Origin of the sequence: Pseudoalteromonas sp. Scap03, from assembly GCF_013393115.1 — a bacterium.
Lineage (GTDB): Bacteria > Pseudomonadota > Gammaproteobacteria > Enterobacterales > Alteromonadaceae > Pseudoalteromonas.
This window is the reverse complement of the sequence record NZ_VDEU01000001.1, coordinates 2,607,740-2,621,550: the sequence shown is the minus strand read 5'-3', so window position 1 is coordinate 2,621,550 and position 13,811 is coordinate 2,607,740. Positions and strand designations below refer to the sequence as shown.

13 protein-coding genes are annotated in these 13,811 nt (G+C 39.9%); 7 read left to right on the top strand and 6 right to left on the bottom strand.

Annotation, left to right across the window (positions count from 1 at the left end):
* Positions 1–7: 7 nt before the first annotated feature.
* The 5 genes from FHG08_RS11960 (at position 8) to sucD (ending at position 7,367) form a co-directional block, all read left to right on the top strand.
* Positions 8–724, top strand: a complete 717-nt coding sequence (locus tag FHG08_RS11960; protein WP_010390121.1) for a succinate dehydrogenase iron-sulfur subunit — start codon at positions 8–10, stop codon at positions 722–724.
* A gap of 87 nt (positions 725–811) precedes the next feature.
* Entirely contained in the window at positions 812–3,631 is a 2,820-nt protein-coding gene (gene sucA, locus FHG08_RS11955; protein ID WP_075169173.1) for a 2-oxoglutarate dehydrogenase E1 component, read from the top strand.
* Between the two features lie 3 nt (positions 3,632–3,634).
* Positions 3,635–5,152 carry a 2-oxoglutarate dehydrogenase complex dihydrolipoyllysine-residue succinyltransferase gene (odhB, locus tag FHG08_RS11950; protein WP_008112094.1) on the top strand — a complete coding sequence of 506 codons (1,518 nt, stop codon included), beginning with the start codon at positions 3,635–3,637 and terminating at the stop codon, positions 5,150–5,152.
* Positions 5,153–5,328: 176 nt separating this feature from the next.
* Complete coding sequence (gene sucC, locus FHG08_RS11945) at positions 5,329–6,495, top strand: ADP-forming succinate--CoA ligase subunit beta (RefSeq protein WP_008464053.1); 1,167 nt, start codon at positions 5,329–5,331, stop codon at positions 6,493–6,495.
* Complete coding sequence (gene sucD / locus FHG08_RS11940) at positions 6,495–7,367, top strand: succinate--CoA ligase subunit alpha (protein WP_010390118.1); 873 nt, start codon at positions 6,495–6,497, stop codon at positions 7,365–7,367. The genes sucC and sucD overlap by 1 nt, the downstream gene beginning before the upstream one ends.
* Positions 7,368–7,456: 89 nt before the next feature.
* Here the strand turns inward: sucD and FHG08_RS11935 are convergent, their stop codons facing one another.
* Positions 7,457–8,527, bottom strand: a complete 1,071-nt coding sequence (locus FHG08_RS11935; protein ID WP_178956132.1) for a DUF3083 family protein — start codon at positions 8,525–8,527, stop codon at positions 7,457–7,459.
* A gap of 216 nt (positions 8,528–8,743) precedes the next feature.
* On the opposite strand from FHG08_RS11935, the gene glnS reads away from it, so the two are divergent.
* Positions 8,744–10,408 (top strand): glutamine--tRNA ligase, encoded by a 1,665-nt coding sequence (gene glnS / locus FHG08_RS11930; protein WP_178956131.1) that lies wholly within the window; start codon positions 8,744–8,746, stop codon positions 10,406–10,408.
* A 65-nt stretch (positions 10,409–10,473) separates the two neighbouring features.
* Here glnS and fur read toward each other — a convergent pair whose 3' ends face one another.
* The 5 genes from fur to FHG08_RS11905 form a co-directional block, all read right to left on the bottom strand.
* Positions 10,474–10,917 (bottom strand): ferric iron uptake transcriptional regulator, encoded by a 444-nt coding sequence (gene fur / locus FHG08_RS11925; RefSeq protein WP_010390113.1) that lies wholly within the window; start codon positions 10,915–10,917, stop codon positions 10,474–10,476.
* A 181-nt stretch (positions 10,918–11,098) separates the two neighbouring features.
* The gene (gene fldA / locus FHG08_RS11920; RefSeq protein WP_008113772.1) at positions 11,099–11,626 is read right to left on the bottom strand and encodes a flavodoxin FldA; all 528 of its coding nucleotides are present in this window, start codon (positions 11,624–11,626) and stop codon (positions 11,099–11,101) included.
* A 13-nt stretch (positions 11,627–11,639) separates the two neighbouring features.
* Positions 11,640–11,918 carry a LexA regulated protein gene (ybfE, locus tag FHG08_RS11915; protein ID WP_008113775.1) on the bottom strand — a complete coding sequence of 93 codons (279 nt, stop codon included), beginning with the start codon at positions 11,916–11,918 and terminating at the stop codon, positions 11,640–11,642.
* Positions 11,919–11,920: 2 nt separating this feature from the next.
* Positions 11,921–12,142 carry a DUF2788 domain-containing protein gene (locus FHG08_RS11910; RefSeq protein WP_008113777.1) on the bottom strand — a complete coding sequence of 74 codons (222 nt, stop codon included), beginning with the start codon at positions 12,140–12,142 and terminating at the stop codon, positions 11,921–11,923.
* A gap of 95 nt (positions 12,143–12,237) precedes the next feature.
* Positions 12,238–13,005 (bottom strand): alpha/beta fold hydrolase, encoded by a 768-nt coding sequence (locus FHG08_RS11905; RefSeq protein ID WP_178956130.1) that lies wholly within the window; start codon positions 13,003–13,005, stop codon positions 12,238–12,240.
* Positions 13,006–13,226: 221 nt separating this feature from the next.
* Between FHG08_RS11905 and seqA the strand changes: the two genes are divergently transcribed.
* Positions 13,227–13,811: a replication initiation negative regulator SeqA gene (gene seqA / locus FHG08_RS11900; protein ID WP_010390110.1), complete on the top strand. Its 585-nt coding sequence runs from the start codon at positions 13,227–13,229 to the stop codon at positions 13,809–13,811.

The window sequence follows — 13,811 nt, the reverse complement described above, 5'->3', positions numbered from 1 at the left end:
CGAGACGATGGCACAAGTACAATTTTCAGTTTATCGTTACAATCCGGATGTTGACAACGCACCTCGTATGCAAGAATACACTTTGCAAACTGAGGAAGGCCAAGACATGATGGTATTGGATGCACTTTTATTATTAAAAGAGCAAGATCCTACACTATCATTCCGTCGTTCATGCCGTGAAGGCGTGTGTGGTTCAGACGGTGTAAACATGAATGGTAAGAACGGCTTAGCATGTATTACTCCTTTATCTACGCTACAAAAAAATGGCAAAGGTAAAATCGTAGTACGTCCATTACCGGGACTTCCTGTTGTTCGTGACCTTGTTATTGACATGAGTCAGTTCTACACTCAATACGAAAAAGTAAAACCGTATCTAATAAATGACGAGCCTGCTGCAGGCGAACGTCTTCAATCTATCGAAGAACGTGATAAATTAGATGGGCTTTATGAGTGTATTTTATGTGCATGTTGTTCTACATCGTGTCCTTCTTTCTGGTGGAATCCAGATAAGTTTATAGGTCCAGCAGGCCTTCTTCATGCTTACCGTTTCTTAGCTGATAGCCGAGATACTGCAACAGAAGAGCGTTTAGCTGACTTAGACGATGCATTCAGTGTGTTCCGTTGCCACAGTATCATGAACTGTGTTAGCGTTTGTCCTAAGGGTCTTAACCCGACTAAAGCAATTGGGCAAATAAAATCTATGTTATTAAACCGCTCGGTTTAATTTCAAGTAGACGAAAGATGGCTAATATTTTATTAGCCATCTTGTTATATAACTATTAATTTCTGCGCTAAAAAAAAGGGCTTATAAATGCACGAAGGTGTGATGAAGGCATGGCTAGAATCTTCACATTTAAACGGCGGTAACGTTGCTTATGTTGAAGAGCTTTATGAAGCGTATTTAGACGATGCGACTTCGGTGCCAGAAGAATGGCGAGAAGTGTTCGAACAATTACCAAAAGTAGATGGTGTGGATGTTGAAGTAAAACATTCAGAAGTTCGTTCACAATTTGCGGCGCTTGCTAAAAACAAGCATAGAGAAGTAGTGGTAGCAGAGGGCAGTGGCGGTGACCTTAAACAGGTTAAAGTTCTGCAACTTATTAATGCTTTCCGTTTTCGTGGACACCAAAATGCAAACCTAGATCCACTAGGTATTTGGCAACGCGAACGTGTACGAGATTTAGAGCTAGAGTACCACGACTTATCAAATGCTGACTTTGACCGCGAATTTAACGTAGGATCGTTTGCCGTAGGCCGCGATACTATGCCTTTAGGTGAGTTATACCAAGCACTAAAAACTACATATTGTGGTTCTATTGGCGCAGAGTATATGCACATCACATCAACAGAAGAAAAACGTTGGTTACAACAGCGTTTAGAGTCTGTTCAGTCTAGGCCAAAATTCGATAAAAATGAAAAGCTTCGTATCCTTAAAGGATTGACAGCGGCTGATGGTCTTGAAAAATATTTAGGGGCTAAGTTCCCGGGTGCTAAGCGTTTCTCACTTGAAGGTGGCGATGCGTTAGTGCCTATGCTTAAAGAGCTTATACACCGCGCGGGTGAAAGTGGCCAAAAAGAAGCCGTAATCGGCATGGCTCACCGCGGACGCTTGAACGTACTTGTGAATGTACTTGGTAAAAATCCATCAGAATTATTTGATGAATTTGCTGGTAAACACAAAGATACTTTAAGCTCTGGTGATGTTAAGTATCACATGGGTTACTCTTCAGATTTCGCGACCAAAGGTGGCAATGTGCACATGGCACTTGCGTTTAACCCATCGCACTTAGAAATCGTAAATCCTGTGGTTATGGGGTCTGTGCGCGCACGCCTTGATCGTCTAAACGACAAAACGGGCAGCAAAGCACTTCCTATTACTATTCACGGCGACTCTGCAATCGCAGGTCAGGGTGTAGTACAAGAAACGTTTAACTTATCACAAACTAATGCATTTAGTTGTGGTGGTAGCATTCGTATTGTTGTTAATAACCAAGTTGGTTTTACAACAAGCAAGCAAGACGATGTACGCTCTACTGATTACTGTACTGATATTGCAAAAATGGTTCAATCACCAATCTTCCATGTAAACTCTGATGATCCTGAAGCGGTTGCGTTTGTTACGCAATTAGCGCTTGATTTCAGAAACCAGTTTAAACGTGATGTTGTGATTGACCTTGTTTGTTACCGTCGCCATGGTCATAACGAAGCTGATGAGCCTAATGCTACACAGCCTGTTATGTATCAAAAAATTAAAAAACACCCAGTTCCTCGCTTAATCTATGCAGATCAGTTAATTTCGGAAGGTTCTTTCACAGAAAACGAAGTGAAAGCACTTGCAGATGATTATCGTAATGGCTTAGATGATGGCAACTGCGTAGTTGAAGAAATTCAACCAGAAACGTCACATTCTTCTGATTGGGCTAAATACGTTGGTCATGATTGGAATGTTGACTACGACGCGAGCGTTTCTGTAGAGAAACTCAAAGAGCTCGGTAACATTGTCGCAAGCTACCCTGAAGATCACAAAGCGCAATCTCGTGTTAAGAAAATATACGATGATCGTAAAGCTATGGCAGCTGGTGAAAAAGCACTTGATTGGGGTATGGCGGAGACTTTAGCGTATGCAACTATTGCAGCTGAGGGCACTGACATTCGCCTAACAGGTCAAGACTCTGGCCGTGGTACCTTCTTCCATCGCCATGCGGTTGTTCACGGTCAACAAGACGGTGCAACATACTTACCACTACAAAACATTAGTGAAGATCAAGGTACGTTTGAAGTATTTGATTCGGTGCTATCTGAAGAAGCGGTATTAGCGTTTGAATATGGTTATGCAACAGCAGAGCCGACCTCACTTGTTTTATGGGAAGCGCAATTTGGTGATTTCGCCAATGGTGCACAAGTTGTTTTTGACCAATTCTTAAGTTCAGGTGAGCAAAAGTGGGGTCGTTTATGTGGCCTGACATGTTTGCTACCACATGGTTATGAAGGCCAAGGCCCTGAGCATAGCTCTGCACGTCTTGAGCGCTTTTTACAGCTGTGTGCTGATCATAATATGCAAGTATGTGTACCATCTACACCTGCACAAGTTTATGCAATGCTTCGTCGTCAATCGGTTAGACCTCTTCGTCGCCCATTGATTGTTATGACGCCAAAATCATTGCTTCGTCATCCATTAGCTACATCATCGCTTGAAGAACTATCAGAGGGCGTATTCCACAATGTGATCGATGAAATTGATGATATTGATGCTAAGAAAGTAGAACGTGTTGTATTTTGTAGTGGTAAAGTTTACTACGAATTATTGCAAGAACGTCGTAAACTTGAGCAAGACAACATTGCTATTGTTCGTGTTGAACAGCTATACCCGTTCCCACATGACGAAATGAAGACGATTATTGAGCGTTATCAGCATGTTACTGATTTTGTATGGTGTCAGGAAGAGCCGCAAAACCAAGGTGCTTGGTACTGTTCTCAACATCACTTTATTGATGCAATTCCACAAGATGCAAAATTAAAATATGCTGGTCGTAAAGCTTCAGCATCACCTGCATGTGGTTATATGTCAGTACATACTAAAGAACAACAAGCGCTCGTTGCCGACGCGCTTACTATAGAAAAGAAAGGATAAGCAATGAGCACAGAGATTAAAGTTCCTGTTCTTCCTGAGTCGGTTGCAGATGCTTCCGTTGCTACATGGCATGTAAGTGTTGGCGACAAAGTAAGCCGTGACCAAAACTTAGTAGATATTGAAACAGACAAAGTGGTTTTAGAGGTGGTTGCACAAAACGATGGTGTAATCACTGAAATTTCACAAGAAGAAGGTGCTACGGTACTTGGCGACCAAGTGATCGGTTTAATTGGCGATGCAGATGAAGCACCGGCAACTAAAGAGTCAAAAGAAGATGACTCAGCATCAGATAAATCAGAAGACGCGCCTGCGGCGCAATCAGCACCAGCATCAGAAGGTAAAGAAGTGGATATTAAAGTACCTGTACTTCCAGAATCAGTTGCAGATGCAACAATTGCTACTTGGCATGTTCAACCAGGTGACGCGGTAACACGTGACCAAAACTTGGTAGATATCGAAACAGATAAAGTTGTACTTGAAGTTGTTGCCCAAGAAGACGGCGTTATGGGTGAAATAATCCATGACGAAGGCGATACCGTTCTTGGTGAGCAAGTAATTGGTAAGGTAAAAGCAGGCGCTGCACCAGCTAAATCTGAAGCTAAAGCGGATGCACCAGCAGCCAAAGAAGAAAGCTCAAGCGATAGTTCAGATGTGCTAACGCCATCAGTTCGTCGTTTAATTGCTGAGAAAGGCCTTGATGCTTCAAAAATCAAAGGCTCAGGTAAAAATGGCCGTGTGACTAAAGAAGATGTTGATCAATTCTTAAAAGCACCTGCTCCAGCAGCAAAAGCAGAAGCAGCACCAGCAGCACCAATGGGTGACCGTACTCAAAAACGTGTGCCTATGACACGTTTACGTAAAACGATTGCTAATCGTCTTCTTGAAGCGAAAAACTCAACTGCAATGTTAACCACGTTTAACGAAGTTAATATGAAGCCAATTATGGACCTTCGTAAGCAGTACCAAGAAGTATTTGAAAAGCGTCACGGTATCCGTTTAGGCTTCATGTCTTTCTATGTGAAAGCGGTAACTGAAGCGTTAAAGCGTTTCCCAGATGTAAATGCATCAATTGATGGCGATGATATTGTTTATCACAACTATTTCGACATCAGTATTGCTGTTTCTACGCCACGTGGCTTAGTAACGCCAGTACTTAAAGATTGTGACAAATTATCAGTTGCAGAAATCGAAAAAGGTATTCGTGAACTAGCCCTTAAAGGTCGTGATGGCAAGCTAACACTTGATGATATGACTGGCGGTAATTTCACTATTACTAACGGTGGTGTATTCGGCTCATTACTATCAACACCAATCATTAACTTACCGCAGTCTTCAATCTTAGGTATGCACAAAATCCAAGATCGTCCAATGGCTGTTAATGGTAAAGTTGAAATCTTACCTATGATGTATTTAGCGTTATCTTACGATCATCGCCAAATCGATGGTAAAGAATCAGTTGGTTTCTTAGTAACAATTAAAGAGTTACTTGAAGATCCAACACGTTTACTGCTAGATGTTTAATTAAGTAGTATGAAATATAAGCTGTGAGTTAAAATCACAGCTTTTTTTTTGCGCCTAAGGTCATACTGGGGTTTTCATGTAGCGCCATGAGATCTATACTAGGCACGCAATTTGGGATAGTTGTTTATTTGCATAAATATTCAGCTCTTTTAATATAAAAAATTGGATAAAGCATCATGAATTTGCATGAGTATCAGGCAAAACAACTTTTTGCCGAATATGGTTTACCAGTTTCTCAAGGTTTCGCTTGCGATACACCTGAAGAAGCTGCAGCAGCTGCTGAAAAAATTGGCGGCGATATGTGGGTTGTTAAAACTCAGGTTCACGCAGGTGGACGTGGTAAAGCTGGCGGTGTAAAGCTAGTTAAAACTATCGACGAAGTTAAAGCGTTTGCAGCTAACTGGTTAGGTAAAAACCTAGTTACTTACCAAACAGACGAGAAAGGCCAGCCAGTTGCTAAAATTTTAGTAGAAAGCTGTACAGATATCGCAAACGAACTGTACCTAGGTGCTGTTGTTGACCGTGCTTCTCGTAAAGTTGTGTTCATGGCGTCTACTGAAGGCGGCGTTGAAATTGAAACTGTTGCTGAAGAAACACCAGAACTTATCCACAAAGCTGAGATTGATCCTTTAGTAGGTCCTCAAGCTTACCAAGCTCGTGAGCTTGGTTTTAAATTGGGTCTTAACCCAACACAAATGAAACAGTTCGTTAAGATCTTTATGGGTCTTGGCAACATGTTCAACGATTTCGATTTCGCATTACTTGAAATCAACCCACTAGTAATCACAGATGAAGGTAACCTTCACTGTCTAGACGGTAAAATTGGTATCGATGGTAATGCACTTTACCGTCAACCTAAAATCCGTGAAATGCACGATCCATCTCAAGAAGATGCACGTGAAGCTCACGCAGCAAGCTTCGAGCTTAACTACGTAGCCCTAGATGGTAACGTAGGTTGTATGGTTAACGGTGCAGGCCTAGCAATGGGTACTATGGACATCGTAAACCTACACGGTGGCAAGCCAGCTAACTTCCTAGATGTTGGTGGCGGCGCGACTAAAGAACGTGTTTCTGAAGCATTCAAAATCATCCTTTCAGATGACAACGTTAAAGCTGTTTTAGTTAACATCTTCGGCGGAATCGTTCGTTGTGACATGATTGCTGAAGGCATCATTGGCGCAGTTAAAGAAGTAGGTGTAACAGTTCCAGTAGTTGTACGTTTAGAAGGTACTAATGCTGAATTAGGCCGTGAAGTACTTGCTAAGTCTGATCTTAACATCATCGCTGCTGAATCATTAACAGACGCGGCTGAAAAAGTTGTTGCTGCTGCGGAGGGCAAATAATGTCTGTATTAATCAATAAAGATACAAAAGTTATCTGTCAAGGTTTCACTGGTGGTCAAGGTACTTTCCACTCAGAGCAAGCGCTTGAGTACGGTACACAAATGGTTGGTGGTGTAAGCCCAGGTAAAGGCGGTCAAACGCACCTTGGTCTTCCAGTATTTAACACAGTACGTGACGCTGTAGAAGCAACAGGTGCAACTGCATCTGTGATTTACGTACCAGCACCTTTCTGTAAAGATGCAATCTTAGAAGCTATCGATGCAGGTATCGAGCTGATTGTTTGTATCACTGAAGGTATTCCTACACTTGATATGGTTGACGTTAAAGTTAAACTAGATCAAACAGGTACTCGTATGATTGGTCCAAACTGTCCAGGTGTTATCACTCCTGGTGAGACTAAGATTGGTATCATGCCTGGTCACATCCACAAGCCTGGTAAAGTAGGTATTGTTTCTCGCTCTGGTACTTTAACGTACGAAGCAGTTAAGCAAACTACAGATGCTGGTTTTGGTCAGTCTTCTTGTGTTGGTATTGGTGGTGATCCAATTCCAGGTACTAACTTTATCGACGTTCTAGAATTGTTCGAAAAAGATCCACAAACTGAAGCAATCGTAATGATTGGTGAAATTGGTGGTACTGCAGAAGAAGAAGCTGCAGAGTACATCAAAGCTAACGTTACTAAACCTGTTGTTTCTTACATTGCTGGTGTTACTGCACCAGAAGGTAAGCGTATGGGTCACGCTGGCGCAATCATCGCTGGTGGTAAAGGTACTGCTGATGAGAAATTTGCTGCATTAGAAGCTGCGGGCGTAAAAACTGTACGTTCACTTGCTGATATCGGTAAAGCACTTAAAGAAAAAACAGGCTGGTAATCAGCGTTTATTCTTTAAAAAAGGCTCGCAATTGCGAGCCTTTTTGTTATCTAGAGTTCAGATACCTAATTAACCACAGTTCAGTTTAATTAATATGGGTAACTTATATGCTGAAAAAAGCGTACTGATAAGTCTTGGCGTTGCTTATTAATTGCTAACTCATCGCATAATCCATGAATAGTTTTTTCTACTTGGTTCATAAAGCGACCATAGCCAATTTCATGTTTATTATGCTCAGCTGCCACAATGACAAAATTCAGTGTTTCGACTAATTTATCGGCTTCAAAGAATACTTTTATTTGTGGTGCTGAACCTTCTATATCAAAACTAATTTTTTGTAGCTCTTCATTTCCTTCATTTCTATCAACTTGGCTGTTGCGAATTATTGGCATTGCGCCATTGGCAACCATTGCAGCATGGGTGAGTTTATTGTCTTCACATAATTGGGTAAATAGTTTTGAAAAGTGAGAGTAGAACGGCTGATAAGTTTGGCTGTTAACCTCGCTCTGAAACTGCGTTTTAATATTACGTGTTACCGGTACCGAGAAGGTGACATAGGTCATCTCTGCGTGTGTGCTTGGTATCTCGCATTGTCTTGATTGATAACGAGGATATAAACTTCTTAATTTATAACCGTAACTTTCTTTATTGCCTTTTTCTTTAGCGAATAAGTCATAGGTCAAATGCTGATGATCACGCAATTTAAAGCTCGGTTGCTCTACAAATAATTGCTGTTGTAGAAGATCTAAAACTTTTTGTACATTATTATGAAATTGGGCGGAGTGAGCTCGAATATCATCCCCAGTGGCTAAAAACAGTAAGCGAATCTTTTTGCTTTGCTGATCTTCGGTGTAATGAAGTTTATGTGCTTCATGGTAACGAGGGTTATAGAAAAACAACATTTGCTTATCGGTTTCAAGTTGATAAGACTCATCATGAAATCGCACGACCGGCAGTTTATCATTGGCGAGTAAATGCACATTGTGAAGTTCATATTCATCACAAGCGGCAAATAGTTGGCGAGCAATACGCTGATAACACGCATTAATATTACTAAAGCTCTTATAAAACTCATCGTTTGGCGTGATTTCAGCTAATAAATAATGGTTTGCTCTAGCATTGCTTGGGATATAAACACGGTGTTGATTTAATGAAGCCATCTTTCGTTCCTGTAAGTTGGGTTTATTTTTATACTATAGAATGCTTTGATGACTTAAATATTGCGCTAAAACAAATTTTGTTCATAAACTATCCCTTATTAAACAAACTTTGTTAATTACCAGCATAAACCCGTATCTATTACTGTATGTTACGCTTGGTTTTTGTAATAATGCATTAGTTTTGTTATCACGCAATATACAGAGGTTTATACTCCTATGGCGGAAATCGAGAATCGCCCAAGTAACTTTATTAGAACCCGAATTGATGAAGATTTAGCAAGTGGAAAATATGCCACAACGCATACCCGTTTTCCACCAGAACCAAATGGCTTTTTACATATTGGCCATGCAAAATCAATTTGCCTAAATTTTGGTATCGCCAAAGACTATAACGGTTTATGTAACCTTCGTTTTGACGATACAAACCCAGAAAAAGAAGATATTAACTACGTTAATTCAATTAAAGAAGACGTACAGTGGTTAGGGTTTAATTGGGATGGTGAGATTAAATATTCGTCAAACTATTTTGATGTGCTTTACGGCTATGCAGTTGAGTTAATTGAAAAAGGTTTAGCGTATGTGTGTTTTTTAACTGCCGATCAAGCGCGTGAATACCGTGGCACATTAAAAGAGCCAGGTAAGAATAGCCCTTATCGCGATACTTCGGTTGAAGAAAACCTCGCATTATTTGAAAAGATGCGCAATGGTGAATTCAAAGAGGGCGAATGTGTACTGCGCGCAAAAATTGATATGGCAAGCTCATTTATGGTGCTACGCGATCCAATTATTTACCGTGTTCGTTTTGCACATCATCACCAAACTGCGGATAAGTGGTGCATTTACCCAATGTACGACTTCACGCATTGTATTTCTGATGCGCTAGAAGGTATAACACATTCATTATGTACCTTAGAATTCCAAGATAACCGTCGTCTTTACGACTGGGTTCTTGATAATATCAGCCTTGAATGCCATCCACAGCAAATTGAATTTTCACGGTTAAACCTTGAATACACAATTATGTCAAAGCGTAAGCTTAATGACTTAGTGGTAAATAACAAGGTAGAAGGGTGGGATGACCCGCGTATGCCAACGATTGCGGGTCTTCGTCGTCGAGGTTATACACCGGCTTCAATTCGTGAGTTTTGTTTACGTATTGGTATTACTAAACAAGAAAATATGGTTGAAATGGGTATGCTTGAAGCGTGTATCCGTGATGATTTAAACGAAAATGCACCGCGTGCGATGGCTGTACTTGATCCGGTTAAAATCGTGATTGAGAATTATCAAGCCGACACTGTTGAAACATTGTCAGTTGCTAATCACCCAAATAAAGAAGAAATGGGTCGTCGTGATGTGCCTTTTACCCGTGAAATTTTTATTGAACGTGAAGATTTCCGCGAAGAAGCAAACAATAAATTTAAACGTTTAGTACTTGATAAAGAAGTACGTTTACGTGGCGCTTATGTAATTAAAGCCGAGCGTGTTGAAAAAGACGATAACGGTGAAATTACCACTATTTACTGTACTTACGATCCTGAAACATTGGGTAAAAACCCAAGCGATGGGCGTAAAGTAAAAGGGGTGATCCATTGGGTATCTGCACCAGAGTCGGTAACAGCAGAAGTGCGTTTATATGACCGTCTGTTTAGTGTGCCTAACCCTGCAGCATCAGAAGATTTTGAAAGCACATTAAACCCAGAGTCGTTAGTTGTTATTAATAATGCAAAACTAGAACCTTCACTGGCAAATTCACAGCCTGCGCAAGGTTTTCAGTTTGAGCGTACTGGTTATTTCTCACGTGATACTAAATCAGAGAATGTGGTATTTAACCAAACTGTGGGTCTTCGCGACTCGTGGGCTAAAATAGATCAGAAGTAATTCTGTTCTATTTTAGACACAAAAAAACCTGCTTTTAGCAGGTTTTTTTATTAATTGCATAAAAATTAACTGTTGTTTTGTGCAAACGCCTTACATGCATCTTTATCTTCACACTCACCGTATAGGTAAAGAGAGTGGTTAGTTAGCTTAATACCGTTTTCTTCAGCAATCTCAAGTTGACGACGTTCAATCAAGTCATCTTCAAACTCAACAACCTTGCCACACTTTAAACACACTAAGTGGTCATGGTGAGTACTGCCCGAAAGTTCAAATACAGACTTGCCACCTTCAAAATGATGACGGCTAACAATACCTGCATCATCAAATTGGTTTAAAACACGGTAAACAGTCGCAAGACCAATTTCTTCGCCTAGATCTAATAAAACCTTGTAAACATCTTCAGCGCTTATGTGTTGGTTATCTGGAGATTGAAGAATCTCTAAAATTTTAATACGCGGTAAAGTTACCTTTAGCCCGGCTTTTTTAAGTTCCAAGTTATGATCAGTCATTAAATCTGTCTCAATTTTATTTAGTTATACTAGACATCTTGCAAGATGTACTCGTCACAATAATAGTTAGGATAACGTGCCTTAGCAGGAAGTGCAAAGAACAATTGATCTATATCAATATTAACGCGGAAAATGCTAACTGTTTGATAATATTTTAAACAGTTAGCATAATAAGGGGGGATTAATCTGCTAACTCACTTAAGCACATTTCATCATATACTTGAGCACACCATTGTTTAACGCGTTGCTCGGTTAGTTCAGGCTGACGGTCTTCATCAATACCTAAGCCTACAAAATGCTTGTCATCAGCCATGCCTTTTGATGCTTCAAAATCATAGCTGTCTGTTGGCCAATGTCCAACAACAATAGCTCCACGCTCTGTTACGATATCGTTGATCATACCCATTGCATCTAAGAAGTATTCTGCATAGTCTTCTTGATCGCCACAGCCAAAAATAGCCACTAGCTTGCCTTCAAAGCTTACTTCTTCAAGCTCAGGAAAAAAGTCATCCCAATCACACTGCGCTTCGCCATAGTACCAAGTTGGAATACCGAATAAGATCAGATCAAATTCAGCAATCTCTTCTTTAGAGCTTTTTGCAATGTCATGCACAGCAACGAGCTTTTTACCCAATTCTTTTTGGATCATTTTTGCTACGTGTTCTGTGTTACCTGTGTCACTTCCGAAAAAAATGCCTACACTTGCCATGGATTTAAACCTTTTATCTATCAATAGCCAATCTTTCTTGTAAAATTGTTTCGATCAACGCACTACGGCTAATATTTTGTGCATCTGCCATATCACTCAAAGCCTGATACAACTGTGACGAAACTTTAAATTCAACACGCTTTAAACCACGTGCTTTATCTCTTTTTATTTGATTACGTTTATTGACCTTTAACTGCATATCCCGTGGAAGGGGATTGGTTTTCGGTCTACCTGGACGTTTCTCGTATTCAAATAAATCAAGCGTTGTTCTATCTGTTTCTGACTTGGCCATGCTTAACCTACACCCGCACCTTGCCAAAATACCTGAATAAGTCCTTTGGCAATAAAGCCAGAGCAACCTAAAAAAAGTACCAGCCACACAATATAACGACCAAATTTAGGCACATTGCCGCTTTTCAGTACATCTTTAATTGCCAAGCCGATAAAAATAAAAATACCTGCTAAGCCAAAATACAACCCTAAGGTATCAAATTCGTTAATAAACTGACTGACCATCGACGTATAACCTTTAAATTAAACGGCGCGTACTATAGCACATAAATCTTTAATTATTTAGTGTGATAAATCAAAAACACGCCACAAAAATAACTTTAAATTGCCATTAAAAAATCATTGATTGCTTTGTTTACAGCCTGTGGTTTTTGGGCGTGCAACCAATGACCCGCACCATGAATGATTTTTGCACTTACATTTTTAAACAGCGCATTAATTGCTTCACGATGCTCAGCTAATATGTAGTCAGAGTCATTACCTTTAATAAACAGAGTTTCGCATAAACAAGAATTATTTGCATTAATGTTGTCGGTAATTGTTGAATATTTATTATCAAGTACTGATAAATTGAATCGCCAAACAAATTTCCCTGCATCATTTTTATATAAACTCTTTAGTAAAAATTGACGTACACCTAACTCTTCTATATACGGTTGCATTACTAAATCAGCTTGCTTTCTATCACCAATATCGGCATTTTTTACTGCATTTAATGCCTCAATGATTTGGGTATGACGAGCCGGGTAGCTAACTGGGGCGATATCAAGTACCACTAATTTATCGACCAATTCGCTATGGGTTAATGCAACTTGCATAGCCACTTTACCGCCCATGGAATGCCCTACAAGGTGGGCTTTTTGTATTTTCAATTTCGCCATTAATTCCACAATGTCATTGGCCATGGCTAGGTAATCCATTTCACCACTGTGTGGGGAAAGGCCGTGGTTACGTAAATCGACATTGGTTACGCAAAAGTGTTCACTTAATGGTTTTGCAATCACATTAAGGTTTTCTAATGAGCCAAACAGTCCATGGATCAAAACAACATCAGGACCTTGACCAATTTGTTTGTAATTTAATTGCATAAACGTCTCCCATAATTTTGCGCATAGTTTGCCGAGCATTAACTAAAAAAGCAAAAAATACAGATATTATTTAAACGCTGGATGCAAAATACCTAGCTCTCTGATTATTTGGTCATTATTAATTATATGTTTAGGGTAGCGTGGGTTGTAACTCGCATTTCTAACTGGATTGGGTATAATCATATCGAAAGAAAAATGTGACCCGTAATGACAGGAAGAACATGAAACAAATCGACATAGACGACGAGTTATATCAGTACATTGCTAGCAATACCCAGAGTATTGGTGAAAGTGCATCGACTATTTTACGTCGTTTATTAAATCTCAGCGGCGAAAAAATTCACACTACAAAATCAGACACTGATCATAAAAATGAAACTGTTAGTGTGTCTAATCCATCTGAAGAACAACAAGTTGCTGCCGTTGAACAGCCAGCCTCTGTGGCGAAACCGCCGGTAAATAAAAAGAATGCGAACGTATTTAATATTTTAAATAAAGAAGAGCTGGCAATGCAAAAAGGTGTTGTTGGTCGTTTCTTATTTATATTAAGTGCATTTTACCGAACGCACAAAACTGACTTTTCAGCAGTGCTTGATATCAAAGGCCGCGATCGTGTTTATTTTGCGACCAGTAAAGAAGACTTAGTGAATAGCGGTAGTAGTATGAACCCTAAAAACATCACCGATAGTGAATATTGGGTGATGACTAATTCAAATACTACACGTAAAAAAATGATGCTGCATGAAGTTGCACTTAGCTTGGGCTATAGCAATGAGCAAGCTGAAAAAATTCGTGATTATCTTTAA